Here is a 22,602-nt window from a genome sequence, read left to right as displayed (position 1 = left end):
AGAGAAAGATGACACAACGATTATTACTTCTGAGTTATAAAGATCATTTGCATAAATGCCATTTAACGATAAATGAACCAAAAACAATAACAGTTGGAAATGATCTTTCCAATACGATGACATTTATTGATTTACATCCAGGATTGTCCATTATGTGGGATGGTGCTGCGTGCACAATCGGTGAACAACAGCTTCGGGTAAACGAATGCCTTACATTTAACACTCATGATGATGCCATCCGGATGTATTTGATGGAAGAGACTGAGCGGTGTGTATTCGATACAACACAAAACTTTAGTATTACGTTTGGTGCTAATGATTACGATGATGTAAGAATCGAGAGCCAAACACTGGATTTTGTACTTATTCGTAAGAAGTTAGGAGATCCTTTTAAACTTGAGGTCTTTGAAGGTGAGGTTTACCACAATTATATTCGAACAAAGGGTGTAGTTCAGCTAGAACCAGGAGACCAGCTTTTTTTTGAAGGAATGATGATGAGGCTTGGCCAGGATGAACTTGAAATTCTCGGAGCAGAATCAATCATCGGAACTAAATTAATTCGTTTATTTGACATTGACCAGAAATTCGGCAGTCATTACCCTGATTATCATCGTTCACCAAGGATTATCTACCGTGAGCCTGAGGAAAAACAAAAAATTGCTAACCCCTCTAATAAGCCTGGAAAACCGAGTGAGCAACTGGCACGGGTGATCGTTCCGCCGCTGGTGATGATTGCAGCAATGATATTGGTTTCATTATTTATGTCAAATGGGTTTTATATCATCATTATGCTTGCCATGACAGTAACCACGGTCATTTTTTCCATCACATCCTATCTAAAAAGTTTGAAGAAATACAGTATGGATATTAAAGAGCGGGATACAAGCTACCGAGAGTACTTGAAACAAAAAACACAGCAATTATATCAGGTAAGTGAAGAGCAGCGGCATGCACTCCATTATCATTTTCCAGACGTGCAGCAGTTACGGGATATGGCCATGAAAGTGAATTCCCGCGTGTATGAAAAGACCAGCTTACATCATGACTTTCTTATGTATCGTCTTGGATTGGGCCGGATTGATTCGAGCTTCGAGATTGAGTTTAATATCGAGGAGTTTACCCTTGTAAAGGATGAATTGGTAGATGCAGCCCGCCAGCTTCGAGCTCAGTACCTCACATTAGAGGAGGTCCCGGCAGCGACGTCACTTATAAACGGACCTGTTGGATACATCGGGCAGCGTTCGCTCGTGCTTGAACAGCTACAAATGCTGGTGATGCAGACGTCTTTATTTCATAGTTACCATGATGTGCAGTTTGTCACGATCTTTCCGGAAGAAGAAAAGGGAAAATGGGAATGGATGCGCTGGCTCCCGCATGCTAGTTTACGAGAGCTAAACGTAAGGGGATTTGTTTATCACGAAAGATCCCGTGATCAAGTGCTTAACTCACTTTATCAGATCTTAAAAGCGCGCAAGCTCGCGATTAGTGAGAAAAGTAATAAGAGTGAAAAAATGCATTTTACTCCTCACTTTGTGGTGCTGATCACAGATGAAAAGATGATCTTGGATCATTCTGTGATGGAATATTTTAATGAAGACCCAAGTGAATTAGGCGTTTCACTTGTGTTCGTCCAAGATGTTATGCAGTCTCTTCCTGAACATGTGAAAACGGTCATTGATATTCGTGATGCCTCAACTGGAGTGATGATTCTTGAGAAGGGTGAATTGGTCAATCGGAGATTCGCACCGGATCAATTTCCGGAAGATTTTAATAAAGAAGATTTCTCTCGCGCGCTGGCATCGCTTAATCATCTGCAAAGTCTAAAGAATTCAATACCAGAAAGCGTGACTTTTCTCGAAATGTACGGTGTAGAGAAAGTGGAGGAGCTCGGTATTGAGTGGCGTTGGCCTAAAAATGAAACCTATAAAAGCTTGGCTGTTCCACTAGGATTGCGGGGGAAAGAAGATCTTGTCAATTTGAACCTCCATGAAAAAGCACATGGACCGCATGGTTTAATCGCGGGAACAACGGGTTCTGGGAAATCAGAAATCATTCAGTCGTATATTCTTTCGCTTGCGGTAAACTTTCATCCGCATGAAGCTGCGTTTTTGCTCATTGATTACAAAGGCGGAGGAATGGCCAATTTATTTAAAGATCTCCCGCATTTATTAGGAACGATTACAAATTTAGACGGTACGCAATCGATGCGTGCACTTGCTTCGATTAAAGCAGAATTACAAAAGCGCCAGCGTGTTTTTGGCGAGCATGATGTCAACCACATTAATCAATATCAAAAGCTCTATAAATCAGGTGAGGCAAGTGAACCAATGCCCCATTTATTCTTAATCTCAGATGAATTCGCCGAACTCAAATCCGAGCAGCCTGAATTCATGAAAGAACTGGTCTCCACAGCCCGTATTGGCCGCTCACTTGGAATTCATTTGATTCTGGCTACCCAGAAACCCAGTGGTGTTGTGGATGACCAAATATGGTCCAACTCTAAATTTAAACTTGCACTCAAGGTACAAAACGCCAGTGATTCGATGGAAATCTTAAAAACGCCGGATGCTGCGAATATTACACTGCCTGGCCGTTCTTATTTACAAGTAGGGAACAATGAAATTTATGAACTTTTTCAAAGTGCATGGAGCGGTGCTGATTATATCCCAAATAAAAATGAACAAGACTTACTGGATACGACCATTTATGCCATTAATGAGCTTGGACAATACGACATCCTCTCGGATGACTTAAGTGGTCTATCGAATAAGAGGGAGATAACAAAGGTTCCAACCGAACTGGATGCAGTTGTGGATTATATCCATGCCTATGCAGCAGAAAACCGTATCGCGGATCTGCCTAGACCATGGCTGCCGCCGTTAGAAGAGCGGATTTTCCTTTCTGATTTTGCTGAGAGGAACTACAAAGAGGCATGGTATGGAGATAAGAAACCGTTGGAGGTGACCTTTGGCTTTGTAGATCTCCCGGAAATGCAGGCCCAAAAACCACTTACCTTAAATCTTACAAAGGATGGTCATATGGCTGTCTTTTCTAGTCCAGGGTATGGGAAGTCGACCTTTTTGCAAACTGTGGCCATGAATATTGCTAGACAACATAGTCCTAAACGAGTCCACTTTTATTTGATTGATCTCGGAACAAATGGGCTGCTGCCATTGAGGGAACTTCCGCATACAGCAGACACGATTATGGGGGATGAAGAGATAAAGTTAGGAAAGCTTTTCCGCCGCCTGCAGCAGGAATTGAAAGAACGCAAGCAACGATTAAGTAAATATGGTGTCGCTAATATTCAAATGTATGAACAAGTCAGTGGTGAAGAGGTTCCGGTTATTCTTTTAATTATTGATACGTTCGATTCCATTAATGATGCTGCCTATCGAGATGATTTTGAAAAAATGGCTGCGCAGATTGCCAGGGAAGGTGTTAGTGTAGGAATTCATATGGCTATTAGTGCGGGACGTCAGAGTGTGCTGAGAGCCCCGGTTCTTGCCAATATTAAACATCAAATCTCTTTATTTATGATTGATGGAATGGAGTCTCGTAATATTGTGGGAAGAACGGATTTACAAATTGAAGAAGTTCCTGGAAGAGGCTTGATTAAATTAGAACAGCCAACATTATTTCAAACGGCATTACCTGTCGAAGGTGACGACACGCTCTCGATTATTAATCGGATACAAGAAGAGAGTAAAGAGATGCGGAATGCCTGGCATGGGGAACTGCCATTACCAATTCCTATGGTTCCAGATGTTATTGAGTTTACTTCTTTTATTGAAAAACAAGAGACGAAAGCGATCGTAAACAATGGCGGTATCCCGTTTGCTGTCGATTTTGAAAATGTAGAGCCAATGGAGTTATCTGTCATTGAAGATCAAAACACATTAATCTTAAGCGATCGCATGGACGCTGTTGAACAAACATATCTAACACTGATTTCCAGTATCTCGATTAATCAGCACATTGATGTGGGATTAATCGATAATGTTTCTTCGAGATTTAGAGTTTATAAGGAAAATGTGAATCTTTACGCGGATCATGCAGAAACAATGGATGTCTTTGTAGAACGGCTCCAACAATTATTTGAAACCAGGGAAGATGCCTTCCGTCAAGTGCAAACAGCTACTAACGGACGGGCAACAAGGAATGATTTCCTTAAGGAAATTCGCCCAATGATTGTCTTTATCACGGATGTCTCATTCATCATCGAATCGATGTCGTTTACGAGCCAATCGATGCTGGCTAATCTGATTGATACGGGTGCGAGAACAGGAATTTATTTTGTGATCGGAGCCGTCCATGGCGCATTAGAAAGACAATATGACGATATCGCCACAACAGTGAAGAAACAAAAGGCGGGAATATTAATTGGAAGAATTACGGATCAGAGCATCCTTGAGGTCTTGAGTCGTCCTTATAAAGAGCAAAACCTACTTCCTTATGAAGCTTACTACATTAGACAAGGCAAGGCAGAGAAAATCAAAATTGCGGCTCCATACGTAAATAGAGAGGAAGTGAATGTCCATGTTTGATTGGTTTAAAAGTGATACGGAGAAAAAAAGAGATGATTATTATGAGCTATATGAAAAGCTCAAGAGTGCCATTTCGGAACACGATCATAAGGTTTCAGAAGCAAATCAAGCGTACAGTTCCTATCTAGGTACGATTCCGTATCTATCTCATTCAGATATACCTTCAAATGATTTTGAAACCAGCAGGGAAGATGTAACGGAAAAGTTAAAACAGTATTTTCAAGCAGATCAAGAAAAGCGGAGTTCACTGGTTTCAGCGAAAAATAAGGCATATGAACGATATGTTCATTATAAGGATTTGGCCATTAAAGAGGCGGAAGCGGAAAGAGTAAAAAGAGAAAAGGAATTGAAAGAGCTACAGGAGAGATTGGAGCGATTGATCAGTGGGGACCGTTAGAATTGATGGGGATAAGGTAAATGAAGCGAAGGCTGCGGCGAAGGCGTTAGAGCAATCGATTGAACAAACCTATGAATCTTGTGAACAACTAATTTCTTACCTGCATTCGGCTAAATGGAGCGGGAAATCTAGAGATTCATTCTTAAGTTATCTAGAAATCATTCAGAAATATCATCATGACCTAAAATCTGCCGTCAAAAAACAAACAACAGCGTTAAACAACCTTGATGGCTACTTCGATGATTTCCTTCAAGACGGCTCAGTAAGGGAAGTGAGGAATTTATGATGGAACGGTCAACAGATACGTTTTCGGTGGCTGAATTATACCTATTAGCGGCAGCTTTTGGTGGGAATGTTCTTTTTGGCTTGCCTGAGAAAGAAGTATACCAATTAAAAGGCGAAGAAGTCTTTAAAGAGGCTCATAACCGGCTGATTGAGAAGAAAATCATCTCACCCGCTGGAAAGATCACAAAGTCTGGGGCGCTAGTCATCCAAACCCTTGAATTTTATCATCAAAGCCAGAAATACGTTCGTATCAATAATCTTCTCTTTGCCTTCCGTGAACGTGAAAGAGATGAGGTTATTGTGCTGGTAGAGTTGGAGAGACAAGGGTCTTATCAGTTACGTATCACCTCTAAAGCAACACTTCTAAAAATGTTAAGTGAACAATTTCCGGTGATGGTAAGAGAACCGGTTGAAATGGAAAAAGCGTTCCTAAAAAAAGAATTATCCAATCAGGAAAGACGCGAGACAGAGTGTTTTGAGCCGGAAGAGATGTTTATGAATATAGAATTCTTTCATCTTAAGGAGGAACATAAAGACCGATTTAATTGGCACTATTATCAGCAGTGGCTCATTTTTACGAAAGACGAAAAGTTAATCATGGTCGATACGGTAAATAAAAAATATTACCATGCTAGTCAATATTGGTTTTTGAAGGTCCTATTTGACGAAATGGATTTCCCTTATAAGGAGGAGAAGTCATATGCTTAAAGCTGATGGGGGCGGTTCTAGCCTGCTCATCAATGTAAATCCTGATGAGATGACAACAATTTTCACCTTTTTACAAGCAATTATTACGGAACTAGAGACTAATGCTGCCCCGAATATTGAAAAGCTCGGAAGTCTTGATTATTACACAGAAGGAAAAGCAAAAAAAGCCATGGAAGTATATGCGGAGGCGAATCAGAAGGTAATGGATTTATATGACAATTACTCCCGAGCGGCTGCGTTGGTGATTGATATCCTAAATACGATGATGCAGGCAGACGAAGCGATTGCTGAGCAAATCATTGCGAAACTGGGGGTATAATTGAATGGATGTAAAATATATCCCATCAGACTGGGAAAAGATGAAAGACGGCATTGGCGATTTAATTGGCCTTGGCCGCTGGGGCAAAGGCATGATTGATACCCTAAAGGATCTAAGTGATAATTTAGAGGATGCTGAGTCTGATATCGCGAACTATGATAGTGACGGGGTCATAACCTTTCATCACACCAGTCAAAAAAGCAAGTACCAGGGATTATTTGAAGACTTCGAGATTTTACATAACTTTACCGGGAAGGTCGGAGAGATTGTTGACCGCACAATTGATCAGCCTTTCTATGAAGATATGGATGCCTTTGTCGAGGCGATGCGGGATTTAACGATTTCCAGCTATACGACGACGAATCGAGTCGGGGCGACAGAGACTCAGTATGTCTATGCAGGTTACGGTTACGGTCCTGCTCAATCGTTGGAAGTTCCTAAAACGGAAGTAAGCTTGGATGACTTGTTTAGTGGAGATAATTATTATGCAGAACAAATGAAACTTGAATACGATGCCTGGAAAGAACTTAATCCAGACCAGGATTTCTCGCAAGAAGAATATCAACAAGGTGTTCTAAATACGCGTGCCTTTGAGTATGAATCGATTCGTAACCAACAAGAAGACAAGGAATTTTGGGTTCAAATCGGGGCGTTGGCCGTTATTGTGGGGGCGACGATTATTTGTCCTCCAGCCGGCTTGGCATTAGGGGCTGCTTATGGGGCGCTGGAATTGAGTACAGCTGTGTCAGGTAAGGACTGGGTGTCAGGTCGGGAGCTGGGGACAGGGGAGCGCTGGTTTCGTGGACTGTTAGCTCCATTGGATATTGTTCCTGGTGTGAGTGGGTTAACAAAATTCTCAAGCACGGTCCGTCTTGCCCATCTAGGGGAGAATATCGGAACAATCGGATTGCGGACAGGAGTTAAAGAGAGTATCCAGCAAGGCATGAATCATATCGATAACATGGTAAAAACCGCTGGCCAGCAATCGGTCACACGTTTGAAGAGTGCGTCATCGGCAATAATAGATACAACCAATGTGGTGAAAAATAAACTGGCAAAAGATACACTGGAAGCAGGAAGGTTAGTAGATTCTGCTATAACAAAGGCGAAAAACATTACCCCGTCGCGGCGGATGGGCTTGTCAATTGGCGATGCTGGCGATGTTGGAAAGGTTCGAATCCCTGTTGAGAATTCTCATGCGGTGGAGAATAAGCTGAAAGATGTATTGAGCCGGATTGATGGGGTTAATCTCGGTAAGAGTAGTCCTAAGGAAGCTATTAAAACTGTTGATACCTTATTAACAGAAACTACTTGTTCACAGGAAGATTTATATAAATATTTAAAGAATAATGATAGTTACTCTAATACAAACTATGCCGAGGAATATTTAAAAACTGGAAAATGGCCGGAAGATATACAAATACCTAAGAATCCAGGAGTTTTAAATGAGGACGGTTCAATCAAATGGTCTGAGGTTCCAAATGGAGGCTATGTACTTGATGCTGATGGGAATGCAATTAAAGAAGTATATGTGCCCAAACCTGCTGAAACCCTTGATAGATATGGACCTGCAAATGGCAGATACACTTCACCTGTACCAGAAGGTACTCCATTCACTTATGACCAAAGATCATTACCATATTTAGAAGACCTCTCAAAATATCATCAATATGAAGTAACGGGCGATTTTTCAAAGCTAGAGGAATATGTTGCTAAGTGTAACAATCCTCAACTGAAATTAAAAATAGAAGCTCAGGTACTAAGATATTATAATGGGGATTACAGTAAATTAGTTACACATCAAGGGGGAATTGCAGAAGGTTTTGGGTCGTCAGGTGGAGGAATACAATATGAACTTCCATTACCTGTAGGATGGTTAGAAGAATTGGGACTGTTAAAGGAAGTTAAGTGATACTAATTTAAGGTAAGGAATCCATTGCTATAGTAATTACTAATAATTTATAAACTATAATTTAACTAACCTTAAAGTTATCCTAAGGAGGACATGATATGACGAATGAAGAAGCAAAGGAAATAATAAAAAATGAAGGGCTGCAACGTTTTAATTGGTATAATGATCATCCTTTAAGAGAAAATGAAGTAGGGATAAGTGGTAATAATAATAATTGGGAAGTATATGTAACCGATGAGAGAGCTAGTGTTGTCCAAGGTTCCATAACTGTATTTGATAATGAAAGTGATGCGCTTGAAAATTTTATTAAAAGATTGAGAACGGAAAAAATATTGTTTCAATAAATTTATTATTCTTTTTTTATAGGGGTTAAAAAGTGACTAATGAAGAATACGAAAAAAGAGTCGAAAAAGAAAACATAAATTTAAATGAATTGCAAATTGTTATAGGTATGGTTTCAAATGTACCTTATACAATAGGATGTTTTAGAGAAGGGGATTTTTGGGAAATATATATGATAGGTGAACGACAAGATTTGGATATCGTTCAACGAGGATCAGAAGAAGAAATATTTGATTTAATGTATAGTATTACAGAAAGTAGAAGGAAACGTAGTCTAATATAAAAACATAATTTTAAGAGGCTATGGTTTTTCGTATCGTTTAGGAAGATACAAGATATAAATCCAGGATTCAAAGTCAAATGAGCTTTGAATCCTTTTTATAATTTCAATGAGATAACTTGGGTTAACGAAATTCTCAAGCACGGTCCGTCTCGCCCATCTTGGGGAGAGTATCGGAACAATCGGATTGCGGACAGGAGTTAAAGGGAGTATCCATCAAGGAATGACTCATATCGATCACATGGTAAAAACTGCTGGTCAGCTAACAGTTACACGTTTGAAAAGTGCTTCGGCAGCAATAAAAGATGGAACGAAAAGCCCATTCTCCGCGGCGGGGTCAAGTTTTTCGCTTGGGTGATTGCTGAGTCTACTACTCTTCCTACTTCCACACGAAAACCTGGAATGCAAGTGGCAGCGGGCCGAGAAGACAGGCTATTGGATGACGATGGCGGGCACTTGATAGGAACCCAATTCCATGGATCTGGAGATATTGACAATTTAATTGCTCAGAATAGACAAATCAATCGCTCGGGTGGAGAGTGGTATAAAGTGGAGAAGGAATGGGCAAAAGCTTTGAAAGAAATTCCACCGAAAAAAGTATCTGTAAAAATTGAGCCGGTTTATTCAGGAAGTTCACTAAGACCAAGTTTTTTTGAGATAGTCTATGAAATAGAAGGAAAAGGGATATTTGAGAAGATGATTAGAAATGGTGCGGGGAGTTGATTCGAAGTGGAAAAAGAAATGAATAAGTTATATAGAGAAATAGCCGAAACAGTTAATGAAATGATTCCGGAAGAATGGGAGAAATTTTACTTTTATGCTCAAATATCAGAATCTGGAGGGGGAACTTATTTTTTTTATAATACACCAGAAAGTAAACAATCCTTTCATTATAGTGTGAAAATCCCATTTAACTATGCTATTAATAAAGAAGAATTTAAAAAGAATAAAAGAAAGCTGTTTGCATTGAGCGATGAATTGAGAAATATTTTTAAAGAAAATCAGCAGGAACTTTGGTATTCATTTACGTTATCTCTTGAGAGTAATGGGAAATTTAAGATGCATTATGATTATACAAATTGGTTTAATACAGAATATAGTTTTAGTGACCAAATGATTATTTGGAAAAATAAGTACTTAGGAGAAGTACCTGATGATGAACATGATAAAAAGTTAATCGATAAATATTATAATGAATTTCCAGATAATCCAATTTAAGAGAAGGAATGTAACGATAAGTCTACTCTTTTTATAGAGTAGGCTTTTTTATGATAGATTACCATTTTTCAAGAGGTTTTAAAGGGAAATATAGGGGAAATGTGGAATTATTAAATCTAAGCCTATCTTGGAGGTGCGGAGGGATGCTCCAAACCTCTCATTTTGAGGAGCAGGGGAAACGATGAAAAAAATACCTAAAAAAATATGGATACCAGTTATACTTGCGTGTGTTTTGATAGGGGGTTATTTATATTTTGATAAGGAAAATGTCTCTGTTAGCGTAGGAACTGCACCGAAGGGTGAAAAGGTAGTTCAAGTCCATGAACAAACTAAAAAGGTTGAACGTGGATTTCCGTTTAGCATGAGTGAAAACGATGTTCAGCAAGCCATACATAATATGTCACACCAAAAGGTATTAGCTGACAAAAAGTGGGGCGCACTGCCTTTAACGCCTGAGCGGGTGAAAAGATTACTACAAGTGGTCGAAGCCAATAAAAAAGAATATGAGAATGCTGATGTTTATTTAACTATATTAAAATCTTGGGATAAAGGCAATTTCGATTACGTGGTTATGAATCACAATGCCATTTGGGAGCTGCAGGGCGGCACGGTTGGAAAAGCCAACGGCAAAGCTTCACCTGAGGAAGAAATGGAGTTTATTCAGGAGAATTATGATGTAAAACAGAAGTGAAATTCATGATATAACCTGCCCAATCTTAAAATTGTTTAGTCTGCTTCATTTGCTGAAGGAGGCTTTTTTGCTTAGAGAAACATTTTTTAGTATCTCCGTCTAATTTTTAACTAGTTTTGAATATTGTTCGTCTGCTATAAAGGAATATTTTAGGAATCTATAGAATACATAAATGGAATGGCCCAAAATAGGTATAACCCGTCCGAGGAGGAGTCACCTTGTCTGTTGATCAAAAGAATCCCACGATAGAAAAGATACTAGTAAACATAGAAAAGGTTATGATTGGAAAAAGGGACGTTGCTGAACTTAGCTTGGTTGCCCTTTTAGCTGGGGGCCATGTCCTCTTAGAAGACGTACCAGGTGTTGGGAAGACGATGATGGTCCGTGCGTTGGCCAAGTCAGTGAATGCCAATTTCCGTAGAATTCAATTCACTCCGGATCTTCTGCCATCCGATGTAACCGGAGTCTCTATATATAATCCAAAAGAAATGGAATTTCAATTTCGCCCCGGCCCGTTAATGGGGAATATCATACTTGCCGATGAGATTAACCGGACCTCCCCGAAGACCCAGTCTGCCCTTTTAGAAGGGATGGAGGAAGCAAGTGTCACCATTGATGGTGTGACCCATCAACTGAACAAGCCATTCTTTGTTATGGCGACGCAAAATCCGATTGAATACGAAGGGACCTATCCGCTTCCCGAGGCCCAATTGGACCGTTTTTTATTAAAAATGAGAATGGGTTATCCAGACTTACAAGAGGAAATGGAAGTGTTGAACAGAGCACAAAAGGTCCCGCCGATTGAGGAGTTAACTCCTGTTATTGACCTTGAAGGCCTTCTTGATTTACAAAAAGAAATCAAAGATGTGTTTGTTGATGATACGATGAAGCGTTATATCGTTGATATCGTTAACCGCACAAGGGGCCACGGCAGTGTCTACCTTGGGGCTAGTCCAAGGGGTTCAATTGCCTTGATGAAAGCAGCACAGGCTTATGCGTACATGTATAGCCGCGATTATGTTCTCCCAGATGATATTCAATATTTAGCAGGATTTGTCTTATCCCACCGGATTATTTTAAAGTCGGAGGCAAAATTTGAAGGGATTTCGGCTGAAGATTTAGTGAACCAGGTGGTTGCCAGAGTACCGGTTCCAGTTCAAAGGTTAGTGAAATAAATGAAAAAAACAAGGATGATATTGAAAAAAGTTTGGAAGTTTATTCTGCTGCTTTTTTTGATTTTATTAGCTTTCTCCTATGCCATGTTTCAAGGAGGATTTGTAAGTTGGTTTTTATTTTATAGCTTTCTTCCCTTTGCCATTTATGGTGTGGCCATCTTTTTTTACTCCTTAAACGAACTTGAAGTAACAAGAATATTGCCAAAAACAGATTTTAATGCCGGAGAGCCTTTAAAGGTAATTGTTACAGTAAAAAGAGCAAAATCATTTCCGCTTTTTTATTTATTGATTGAGGATCAGTTAGATGAATCCTTGAAATTTGCTCCTCAGCAAAAGAGAGCGAAAGCCCTGCTTCTTCCGGGCTTAAAAAAGGAATTTTCCTATGAATATATCATTGATGAGCTGCCGCGCGGAGAACATTTTTTCGAATCTTTTACTTTAAGAATTGGAGATCCGCTCGGTTTATTTGAAAAGGAAAAAAAGGCTGCCATGGAGGGCAAAATCATTGTCTATCCGGCGTATACAGAGCTATTATACCGGTCATTTGAAAATCACTATGATTCGGGCCTGACGGCTTCAAGGGAACGTGTCCAGCGCGATACATCCATGGCGACTGGGGTGAGGGATTACCAGCCGGGTGATCGCTTTTCTTGGATCAACTGGAAAGCATCCGCCAAACGAAATATCCTCATGACAAAGGAATTCGAACAGCGGCAATCACATGATGTCTTTGTGGTCATGGACTGTGTACCCACGAAGCAGTTTGAGCCAGTTGTCTCCTTTACAGCCTCGTTATTGCGGGCTATTTTGAAAAAGGGTGCCCAGACCAGTCTGTTAACAATGAGCAACGAGCGAGCCTCTTTCCCGATTCGCGGCGGAGAACAGCATCTCCAGCATCTTTTTTTTCATCTGGCAAAAATAGAGGCGAAATGTACCTTACCATTTGAAAAGGTGTTAGATACCGACGGTCTTCTCATTCAGCAAACGGTTTCGTTTATGCTAATCACTGCACAAATTACGAAACCACTGATTGAAAAAGCAAGCTTCTTAGGTCAGCGAAAGGGAGGAACAATTACGCTTTTTCTAATTAAAGGGGAGAAAGAAGCGCCGATGGATGAGGAACGCTCACTGATGGCAATTGCCAATGCCCGTGGAGTACGGGTTGTCTTGGTTCAGGAAGGCGAATTCACGGCAGCCTTTTCGGAGGTGAACTTCCGTTGATCAAAAGAGATTTCTCATCCTTTTTGTTATATGCCTTTAGTTTTTTATTATTAAGTGAATGGCTGCGTCCGATTGAACAATTAACAGAAACCAATCATATTGAGATGTTTTTTATCTTTATCGTGATTTCGTTTGCTGTATCTTACTTTCATTTGAAATGGATTTGGAACTATAGTTTCAAAACGATCTTTATTTTCTTTGCCATTAACCAGCTTCATTATGAAGAAGGGTTTTTTGATTCAACGTGGTTTACGGCCTTCTTTAAAGATATCTTTGATAACCTTCGTGTGCTTGCAGCAAGGAACTGGAATGACTTATCCAATGAGTTCAGGACATTGTTATTCTTTATCTTGCTGTGGCTAATGGTTTACTTAATCAATTATTGGATCTTAAACCGAAAGAGAATCTTTATATTTTTCTTTATGACCTTAGTCTATATTACGGTTTTAGATACATTTACACCGTATGTTGCTAAATATGCCATTGTCAGAACGGTGGTGGCTGGTTTTGCAGTAATGGGTATGCTGACATACTTCCGAATTATTCAAAAAGAAAATGTCAGCGCTGAACCTACGTTTCTGCGCAGGTGGATGGTGCCGTTGGCGGTTATGATTTCCTTAAGTGTGTTAGTTGGCATCGCTGCACCGAAAGCTGCGCCGATTTGGCCGGACCCAGTTCCATATCTAACAGCCAATAACGATAAGGTTCCTGAAGACAAGGCCAGAAGTGTCAATCGTATCGGTTATGGAACCAATGATGCGGAACTAGGCGGTCCTTTTATAGGGGATAACAACCGAGTCTTTCAGTATGAAGGGAACGGAAAAAATTATTGGAAGATGGAAACGAAGGACGTGTATACAGGAAAAGGCTGGCTGGCCTCTGGCACCACACCTATTTCATTCCGTCAGGAAGACCTTGTGCCTGTCTTTTCGGTGCCTGACACCGTAGAGACCATTATAGAGACTTCGCGGGTGGTGACAAGTCCAGATTATCATTTCAATTTTCTTATGTATCCAGCCGGAATTAGCAAAGTGTTAAAGCTGCTTCCAGAGGGCAGTCAATATGAAATCGATACGACGAATGAGCGAATCAGCCTATTAGCTATTGACAATGTCCCTGCTGTACCGCAGGCCTTTACTGTTGAATATAAAAAACCAAAGTATAAAGCTTCAGACTTAGTCCAAACAACGAGCTATGACCCAACTATCATCAACGAGAAATTTTATCAAAAATATACACTCCTGCCGGAGAATCTTCCGCCACGAGTGAAAGAATTAGCAGCAGAGATTACGGCCACAAAAACCAATTGGTTTGATAAAGCAAAAGCGATCGAAAGTTATTTTGGAAAATCTGCGTTCACTTATGACCAGAAAAATGTTGCGGTGCCTGACACCGAAGATGACTATGTGGATCAATTTTTGTTTGAGACAAAAAGGGGTTATTGTGACAATTTCTCCTCTTCGATGGCGGTGATGCTGAGAACACTCGGGATTCCAACGCGCTGGGTAAAAGGGTTCACAGGCGGAGATTTCCTCCAATATAGTGATGAGACTTCAGGGACTCAAGTGTATGAGGTAACAAATAATAATGCCCATTCTTGGGTTGAGGTCTATTTTCCGAACCAAGGCTGGGTTCCATTTGAGCCAACCAAGGGCTTTTCAAATGAAATTATCATCAATTACGAAACGAATGGCCCAACATCATCCAATAATCAAGAAGCCAGTCCAGCTCCAGTGAAGAAGCCTCAGCAGAAAGAGATTAAGGATCCTAATAAAGCAAATGATTCGAAATCTTTCTTTGATGTTAAAAGGGTCTGGGAAGAGACCCAATTGTTTGTGAAAAACAATTGGAAGCGGATGGTTTTCATAATCATAATAGTGGCTGCAGTAGTTGGTATTCTTTACCGCAGTCGCGGTAAGTGGTTTCCATATGGACTGTTAGTCATTTACCGATTTAAGAAAAAGGACGAAAACATCAGTGCTGCCTACTTAGCTTTGTTGGAACAGTTTGAACGCTACGGATTAAAGCGGAAGGAAAACCAAACCCTACGAAACTATGCCCGTTACATTGATTCCTTCTTTTCGACAAGAGAAATGTCAAAACTAACGGCTATTTATGAAAATTATCTGTATCATCAGCAATTGCCAAAGGGCACTTGGAAAGAATCGCATGAATTATGGGAAAATTTAATCAAAAAGACAATTGCTTGACCGGAAAAACCACCTATTGTTACAATATGTACTAATTCATGTTTAGCGCAAGCACCTGCCTAAAAAGATGCTTGTACTATTCAAAATATAGTACGATTCCTTCATATATCCTCGAAAATTTGGTTCGAGAGTCTCTACCGGGTCACCGTATAATGACCTGACTATGAAGGCAGGATTTTTCTGTGGTCTTTTTACGAGAAAACTAGAATTCTGCCTTCCTGATATTTTTTGGAGGGGAGAATTCTAGTTTTTTTTATATCCTTTGCTGTAAAGGTTCATAATAACTATAACTTGAGAAAATTGAGGTGGATGCTTTGCCAGGCAAGAATGAGATGATTATTGTATTAGATTTTGGAAGTCAATATAACCAGTTAATAACCCGCAGGATCCGTGAATTCGGGGTATACAGTGAATTACATCCGCATACGATTACAGCTGAAGAAATCCGCAAGTTAAACCCAAAAGGGATTATTTTCTCCGGCGGGCCAAATAGTGTTTACGATGAAAATTCTTTCCGCTGTGATGAAGCCATTTTTGAAATGGGTCTGCCGATCCTCGGTATTTGCTACGGGATGCAATTAATGACCGTCCATTTTAATGGGAAAGTTGAAAAAGCGAAAGAACGTGAATACGGAAAAGCAACGATGACGGTACAGAATCCATCAGCGTTATTTGCCGGACTGCCAAATGAGCAAACCGTGTGGATGAGTCACGGTGATCTTGTTGTCGAAGCTCCTGCAGGTTTTACTGTTGATGGCACAAATCCAACCTGTCCAATTTCAGCAATGAGTAATGAAGAGCAAAAACTTTATGCTGTTCAGTTCCACCCGGAAGTACGTCATTCCGTTTATGGGAATGAGTTGCTAAGAAATTTTGTTTTTAACGTGTGTGAGTGCACTGGCGATTGGTCAATGGGTAACTTCATTGAAATGGAAATGGCAAAGATTCGTGAGCAGGTTGGCGATAAAAAAGTTCTTTGTGCTTTAAGCGGCGGGGTGGATTCATCCGTTGTTGCTGTGCTGATTCATAAGGCAATCGGTGATCAACTTACTTGTATTTTTGTCGATCATGGCTTGCTTCGGAAAAATGAGGCTGACAGCGTGATGAAGACTTTTTCAGAAGGCTTCCACATGAATGTTATCAAAATTGATGCCAAAGACCGTTTCTTATCGAAGTTAGAAGGTGTTTCTGACCCTGAGAAAAAACGAAAAATTATTGGTAATGAATTTATTTATGTATTTGACGATGAAGCGACAAAACTGGAAGGTATTGAGTTCTTGGCCCAAGGTACGCTTTATACCGATATTATTGAAAGTGGTACGGCGACTGCACAAACCATTAAGTCCCATCACAATGTAGGCGGATTACCGGAAGATATGCAATTTAAACTAATCGAACCGCTAAACACCTTATTTAAGGATGAAGTCCGGGCACTTGGAACTGAGCTGGGAATTCCGGATGATATCGTCTGGAGACAGCCATTCCCTGGACCAGGTCTTGGCATTCGTGTGCTTGGGGCCATTTCAGAGGATAAACTGGAGATTGTTCGTGAATCGGATTGGATTCTTCGCGAGGAAATTAAAAAGGCCGGTCTCGACCGAGAAATTTGGCAATATTTCACTGTACTACCGGACATTCGCAGCGTCGGTGTAATGGGGGATGCAAGAACGTACGATTACACGATTGGAATTCGTGCTGTGACCTCCATTGATGGAATGACGTCCGATTGGGCAAGGATCCCTTGGGATGTTTTAGAAGTCATTTCAACAAGAATCGTTAACGAAGTAGCTCATGTCAACCGGGTCGTTTATGATATTACAAGTAAGCCGCCAGCAACGATTGAGTGGGAATAAGAAAAGCGGAAGCGCCTAGGCGCTGACAATAAGAAAAGCAAAGAACTGGAACCGATTATTGGTTCCAGTTCTTATTTATTTTTGGAAAAAGCGACTAATTATATCAGGAACATCCATATTCACGAACGATGTTAAAATTTATTTTAATATCGTTCGTATTTTTTGTTTACAAGAGGTTTCTTTCCTGCTAAAATAAAAAACGTGTTAAGAGAAGGTAATAATAATTGCATCGTATAATCTTGGGGATATGGCCCAAAAGTTTCTACCGAGCCACCGTAAATGGCTTGACTACGAGGCAGTGTTTAATATAAGAGGTATGTTTTCTTTTCCTCTATTTATTGCACTTGCCTTACGTCAGCTCCGGTAGAATAAACCGGAGCTTTTTTGCATAAACAATAAAGAAAGAACCTTAGGGGGCAAAAGAATGCATAAGTATTTTGAATTTGAGAAACATGGGACAAATTATCGCCGTGAGTTTATTGGGGGACTAACGACCTTCTTAGCAATGGCTTATATACTAGTTGTTAATCCATTAACATTATCATTAGCTTCCATAAAGGACTATCCTGATGCCTTAAGAATGGACTATGGTGCAGTATTTGTGGCAACAGCTCTTGCATCTGCACTAGGATCAATTGTCATGGGACTCCTTGGGAAGTATCCGCTGGCATTAGCTCCAGGAATGGGCTTGAATGCGTTCTTTGCTTATACGGTGGTATTAGGGAGCGGAATTCCTTGGCAGCACGCCCTTGGAGCAGTTCTTATCTCAGGTGTATTTTTCTTCTTATTGACTCTTACTGGCCTGCGCGAAAAAATCATTAACGCGATTCCAGTTGATTTAAAACATGCTGTTGGTGCAGGGATTGGCTTGTTCATTACTTTTATTGGATTACAAAATGCTGGGATTGTAGTCAATAATGATGCAACACTAGTTGGATTAGGCGATTTGACAGCCGGGCCTACACTACTTGCTATTTTTGGTATCGTCGTAACAGTAATTATGATGACTAGAGGTATTAACGGAGCTGTATTTTATGGTATGGTCATCACAGTAATCGTAGGAATGATCTTTAACTTAATTGATATGCCGACTAAAGTAGTTGATTCTGTTCCAAGCTTATCACCGACGTTTGGTGCAGCATTCTCTTCGTTCGGAGATAGCTCTTTTTATACAACAGCCATGCTTGGAATTGTTCTTACCTTCTTGTTTGTTGATTTCTTTGACAATGCAGGTACCCTTGTTGCAGTAGCAAACCAAGCGGGAATTATGAAAGACAATAAGCTGCCTCGAGCTGGACGCGCGCTAATTTCGGATTCGATTGCAACAACTGTTGGTGCTGTATTAGGTACATCAACTACAACATCTTACATTGAGTCCTCTGCAGGGGTTGCCTCTGGTGCTAGAACTGGATTTGCAGCCTTAGTAACAGCTGGATTCTTTATCTTATCGCTGTTCTTCTTTCCGTTATTATCAGTGGTTACTGCACCTGTAACAGCACCTGCGTTAATTATTGTTGGGGTGTTAATGGTATCTTCACTAGGGAAAATTGATTGGCAGCGTTTTGAAATTGCTGTTCCTGCATTCTTAACAATGATTGCTATGCCGCTGACTTACAGCATTGCAACAGGTATTGCGGTTGGCTTTATCTTTTACCCAATTACAATGATGATCAAGGGTCGTACAAAAGAAATTCACCCAGTTATGTACTTTTTCTTTGTAATCTTTGTTCTATATTTTATTTTCTTAAAATAATGTTAAAGGGAACTGTGGGCGCACCACAGTTCCTTTTATTTTGTCAAAAATTATCGTTCGAATAATTTACCAACTAGTAGGACATAATGTTGTCGAACTTTGTCGTTGACTTCCTGTTTTCTGTCTTTTATTCTGTAATTACAAAGGTAAAATGGGAGAAGTGGGGAAAAAGGGAATGGCGCAGCTGAAAATTGAAAAGGTTTTAAATAATAATGTATTGATTGCTGAACATCCTTCCTATGGTGAAGTAGTTTTGATTGGTAAGGGGATCGGCTTTAATCGCAAACATGGTGATTTAATTGAGAAGGACTCTGCTGAAAAGCTCTTTGTCTTAAAAAATGAAAAGGAGCAACAAAATTATCTTAAATTGCTCCCTTTTATTGATAACGATTTCTTAGAGGTGATCATCGCATCGATTGAGTTAATCAAGCAACGAACAAATTCGATGTTAAATGAACATATTCATGTTGCCTTAACTGATCATTTAATGTTTGCCTTAACACGGGCTTCCCAGGGGATGGAAATGAAAAATCCCTTCTTAGTGGAGACAAAGGCGCTATATCGTCATGAGTATGAAGTGGCTAAAGAAGTTGTCCAACTTATTAAGGATAACACTGGGATTAGCTTTCCAATCGGTGAGGTTGGCTTTATCGCCTTGCATATTCACAGTGCAATAACCAATAAAGACCTATCTGATGTAAACCAACATTCCCAACTTGTCAGCAGACTGGTCGATATGGTTGAAGAACAGTTGGAGCTAGTAATAGATAAAGAAGGAATCGATTATATGAGACTTGTTCGCCATCTCCGTTTTGCGATTGAACGAGTTGTAAACGGTGAAAAAGTGGATGAGCCAGAAAAAATTTCTTCCCTATTGAAAGATGAATATCCTATATGCTATAATCTTTCATGGAAGCTCATAAAAGTGATGCAACAAACCTTAAAATTAAAAGTCTTTGATGCAGAAGCAGTATATCTAACGATGCATTTACAACGACTTCAAAAAAAATATAAATAGCACTTATTCTTTTACGTGTTACTGATTCGATCAGGCATGAGTAAAAAGTATAATTGAACTCAAGTTATTGGGGTAATCTATACCCATAGCTTTATTCAATTGGACCTTTACTCATGCCTTTTTTGTTGTTACTTCTAACAAATATGTAACCGCTTTATGAGCTAAACAAAAAATAGGAGGGACTTTATATGTTTAAAAATGCTTTTGGTGTTTTACAGAAAGTCGGTAAAGCATTAATGTTACCAGTTGCGATTCTGCCAGCTGCTGGGATCTTACTGGCAATTGGTAATGCGCTTCAAAACCCAACACTAATTGACATCGCCCCATTCTTAGATAATAGCGGGATTGCGATGGTTGCAAGGATTATGGAACAAGCTGGTAGTGTCATATTCGGAAACCTATCATTATTATTTGCTGTTGGGGTTGCGATTGGACTAGCAGGGGGAGAAGGTGTAGCAGGGCTTGCTGCGATTGTCGGTTTCCTTATTATGAATGCAACAATGGGGACTGCATTGGGCATTGATGCAGATGCACTTGCGAAGCATCCTCAAAGTTATGCTTCTGTACTAGGAATACCTACGCTGCAAACGGGTGTTTTCGGAGGTATCATCGTCGGTCTAATTGCCGCTTACATGTATAATAAATTCTTTGAAATTGAATTGCCATCATATCTAGGTTTCTTTGCTGGTAAGCGTTTCGTTCCGATTGTAACTGCTGCAAGTACTGTTCTTTTAGGATTGTTAATGATCCTTATCTGGCCGCCAATTCAATCAGGCTTAAATGCGTTCTCTACGAATATGGTTGATGCGAACAAAACGATTGCTGCCTTTATCTTTGGGGTGATTGAACGTTCATTAATTCCATTTGGATTGCATCATATTTTCTATGCGCCATTCTGGTATGAATTTGGAAGCTATACAAACGCTGCGGGTGACCTTGTTCGTGGTGACCAACGTATTTTCATGGAACAAATTAAAGATGGTGTTCAAAATTTAACTGCAGGTACGTTCACAACAGGTAAATACCCATTCATGATGTTTGGACTTCCTGCTGCTGCATTAGCGATCTATCATGAAGCTCGTCCAGAAAAGAAAGTGTTTGTGGGAGGCTTAATGGCTTCTGCGGCGTTAACTTCTTTCCTTACTGGTATTACCGAACCGATTGAATTCTCGTTCTTATTCGTTGCGCCAGTATTATTTGGTATCCACGCAATCTTTGCTGGATTATCATTTATGACTATGCACTTGTTAAATGTAAAAATCGGGATGACCTTCTCAGGTGGACTTATTGACTATATTTTATTTGGATTAATCAACCCACAAACAAATGCTTGGATCGTTATTCCAGTAGGTCTTGTCTTTGCGGTTATTTATTACTTCGGTTTCCGTTTTGCGATTCGCAAGTTTGATTTAAAAACTCCAGGTCGTGAACTTGAGGAAGAAGAAGATCAAGCGGCAACAGGAAAATCAGGTTCAGGTGATTTAGCAGCTAATATTTTAGATGCAATGGGTGGAAAAGATAATATTGCTCATTTAGATGCGTGTATTACACGTCTTCGTGTATCGGTTAATGATATTAAAAATGTGGACAAAGCTGAATTGAAAAAACTTGGTGCAGCTGGAGTCTTAGAAGTAGGAAATAACATTCAAGCAATTTTCGGACCACGTTCTGAAACCATTAAGGGTCAAATGAAAGATATTATGTCCGGTAAGAGACCTCGTACCACTTCTGTTGATACAGCGGAAAAAAGTCCGGAACAAAGTAATGTGAATTCAGATGCAATTGAAAAAGCGCGTGAGAATGAAGTGTTTGCAGCACCACTTAAAGGGGAAATAAAGCCAATTACTGAAGTGCCTGATCAGGTGTTTGCTGGAAAAATGATGGGCGATGGCTTTGCGATAGTACCAGCTGAAGGAACGGTGGTTTCACCGGTAAATGGAAAAATCGTCAACCTATTCCCAACTAAACATGCCATTGGTATCTTATCTGATACAGGGCGTGAAATCCTAATTCATGTTGGTATTGATACTGTTAATTTAAAAGGTCAAGGTTTTGAGACGTTAGTTTCTGAAGATGACATCATTGAACAGGGGCAGCCGTTATTAAAAGTTGATTTAAATTACATTAAAGAACATGCAACATCTACAATAACTCCGATTGTTTTCACGAACTTAGCCGAAGGTGAAAAAGTTGTACTTAATAACCAGGGTCAAGTGGAATTGAAGCAAGAAGGAATCGTTAAGATTACAAAGTAAAAGGAAGCTGGCCCTGGTAACTGGGCCGGCTTTTCTACTTATATTATAGAAGAAAGTCGGAAATGGAAAAATAATTCTAGGTTTTTGTTGACGCGGCATAGGCGTGGTGGTATTATATTAAAGCAGTCGTTAATGACAAGTTAACAACTTGTTGGTGTTTAAAATATTGCTAAAAAACATTGACAACGATTCGCTGAAATGATATAGTAATAAAGTTGCTTCTAACGGAGTAATGAGCTTGTTCTTTGAAAACTAAACAAACAAAATCGTGCAAACAAACAATATTAATCGTGTTTCTTCTATTATATATAGTTAGAACATGAGCCAACGTAACAAATGAGCTAATCAACTTTCTTGGAGAGTTTGATCCTGGCTCAGGACGAACGCTGGCGGCGTGCCTAATACATGCAAGTCGAGC

At 39.9% G+C, this 22,602-nt stretch carries 19 protein-coding genes, 1 rRNA gene and 2 riboswitches; all 20 genes read left to right on the top strand.

The annotated features are described in order from the left end of the window. Window positions 1-8: 8 nt before the first annotated feature. Window positions 9-4,547, top strand: a complete 4,539-nt coding sequence (gene essC, locus M3610_RS24325; protein ID WP_251463189.1) for a type VII secretion protein EssC — start codon at window positions 9-11, stop codon at window positions 4,545-4,547. Next, window positions 4,534-4,944: a chorismate synthase gene (locus M3610_RS24320; RefSeq protein WP_180230278.1), complete on the top strand. Its 411-nt coding sequence runs from the start codon at window positions 4,534-4,536 to the stop codon at window positions 4,942-4,944. The genes essC and M3610_RS24320 overlap by 14 nt, the downstream gene beginning before the upstream one ends. Then, on the top strand, window positions 4,931-5,230 hold the full coding sequence (locus M3610_RS24315) for a WXG100 family type VII secretion target (RefSeq protein ID WP_098576701.1): 300 nt from the start codon (window positions 4,931-4,933) through the stop codon (window positions 5,228-5,230). The genes M3610_RS24320 and M3610_RS24315 overlap by 14 nt, the downstream gene beginning before the upstream one ends. Further along, window positions 5,227-5,937 (top strand): DUF5081 family protein, encoded by a 711-nt coding sequence (locus tag M3610_RS24310; RefSeq protein WP_251463188.1) that lies wholly within the window; start codon window positions 5,227-5,229, stop codon window positions 5,935-5,937. The genes M3610_RS24315 and M3610_RS24310 overlap by 4 nt, the downstream gene beginning before the upstream one ends. Further along, window positions 5,930-6,256 (top strand): hypothetical protein, encoded by a 327-nt coding sequence (locus M3610_RS24305; RefSeq protein ID WP_098576703.1) that lies wholly within the window; start codon window positions 5,930-5,932, stop codon window positions 6,254-6,256. Before M3610_RS24310 ends, M3610_RS24305 begins: the two co-directional genes overlap by 8 nt. A gap of 4 nt (window positions 6,257-6,260) precedes the next feature. Continuing rightward, window positions 6,261-8,168, top strand: a complete 1,908-nt coding sequence (locus M3610_RS24300; protein WP_098576704.1) for a TNT domain-containing protein — start codon at window positions 6,261-6,263, stop codon at window positions 8,166-8,168. 98 nt (window positions 8,169-8,266) lie between these two features. After that, window positions 8,267-8,512, top strand: coding sequence for an Imm59 family immunity protein (locus M3610_RS24295; RefSeq protein ID WP_098576705.1), 246 nt, complete (start codon window positions 8,267-8,269; stop codon window positions 8,510-8,512). A 32-nt stretch (window positions 8,513-8,544) separates the two neighbouring features. Continuing rightward, a complete protein-coding gene (locus M3610_RS24290; RefSeq protein WP_098576706.1) occupies window positions 8,545-8,793 on the top strand; it encodes a hypothetical protein in 249 nt (82 codons plus the stop codon). Between the two features lie 220 nt (window positions 8,794-9,013). Next, entirely contained in the window at window positions 9,014-9,148 is a 135-nt protein-coding gene (locus M3610_RS28105; RefSeq protein WP_257148651.1) for a hypothetical protein, read from the top strand. After that, entirely contained in the window at window positions 9,145-9,513 is a 369-nt protein-coding gene (locus M3610_RS24285; RefSeq protein WP_251463187.1) for a DNA/RNA non-specific endonuclease, read from the top strand. Before M3610_RS28105 ends, M3610_RS24285 begins: the two co-directional genes overlap by 4 nt. A 6-nt stretch (window positions 9,514-9,519) precedes the next feature. Next, the gene (locus M3610_RS24280) at window positions 9,520-10,008 is read left to right on the top strand and encodes an antitoxin YezG family protein (RefSeq protein WP_251463186.1); all 489 of its coding nucleotides are present in this window, start codon (window positions 9,520-9,522) and stop codon (window positions 10,006-10,008) included. 181 nt (window positions 10,009-10,189) lie between these two features. Then, entirely contained in the window at window positions 10,190-10,699 is a 510-nt protein-coding gene (locus M3610_RS24275; RefSeq protein WP_098573457.1) for a DUF6241 domain-containing protein, read from the top strand. A gap of 218 nt (window positions 10,700-10,917) precedes the next feature. Further along, window positions 10,918-11,874: an AAA family ATPase gene (locus M3610_RS24270; RefSeq protein ID WP_251463185.1), complete on the top strand. Its 957-nt coding sequence runs from the start codon at window positions 10,918-10,920 to the stop codon at window positions 11,872-11,874. Continuing rightward, window positions 11,875-13,095, top strand: coding sequence for a DUF58 domain-containing protein (locus M3610_RS24265; RefSeq protein WP_251463184.1), 1,221 nt, complete (start codon window positions 11,875-11,877; stop codon window positions 13,093-13,095). After that, entirely contained in the window at window positions 13,092-15,305 is a 2,214-nt protein-coding gene (locus M3610_RS24260; protein WP_251463183.1) for a transglutaminase TgpA family protein, read from the top strand. The genes M3610_RS24265 and M3610_RS24260 overlap by 4 nt, the downstream gene beginning before the upstream one ends. 81 nt (window positions 15,306-15,386) lie before the next feature. Next, window positions 15,387-15,489, top strand: a riboswitch (purine riboswitch). 148 nt (window positions 15,490-15,637) lie between these two features. Continuing rightward, a complete protein-coding gene (guaA, locus tag M3610_RS24255; RefSeq protein ID WP_098573461.1) occupies window positions 15,638-17,158 on the top strand; it encodes a glutamine-hydrolyzing GMP synthase in 1,521 nt (506 codons plus the stop codon). A gap of 209 nt (window positions 17,159-17,367) precedes the next feature. Further along, window positions 17,368-17,469: riboswitch (purine riboswitch) on the top strand. Window positions 17,470-17,582: 113 nt separating this feature from the next. Continuing rightward, window positions 17,583-18,911: an NCS2 family permease gene (locus M3610_RS24250; RefSeq protein WP_098573447.1), complete on the top strand. Its 1,329-nt coding sequence runs from the start codon at window positions 17,583-17,585 to the stop codon at window positions 18,909-18,911. A 175-nt stretch (window positions 18,912-19,086) separates the two neighbouring features. After that, window positions 19,087-19,929 carry a glucose PTS transporter transcription antiterminator GlcT gene (gene glcT, locus M3610_RS24245; protein ID WP_098573459.1) on the top strand — a complete coding sequence of 281 codons (843 nt, stop codon included), beginning with the start codon at window positions 19,087-19,089 and terminating at the stop codon, window positions 19,927-19,929. A gap of 188 nt (window positions 19,930-20,117) precedes the next feature. Then, window positions 20,118-22,184: a glucose-specific PTS transporter subunit IIBC gene (gene ptsG / locus M3610_RS24240; RefSeq protein ID WP_251463181.1), complete on the top strand. Its 2,067-nt coding sequence runs from the start codon at window positions 20,118-20,120 to the stop codon at window positions 22,182-22,184. Window positions 22,185-22,535: 351 nt separating this feature from the next. Beyond that, window positions 22,536-22,602 (top strand): 16S ribosomal RNA (locus M3610_RS24235); the annotation flags it as partial.

It is taken from the genome of Neobacillus sp. MER 74, from assembly GCF_023714155.1.
This window is presented reverse-complemented; position numbering and strand designations above follow the sequence as displayed.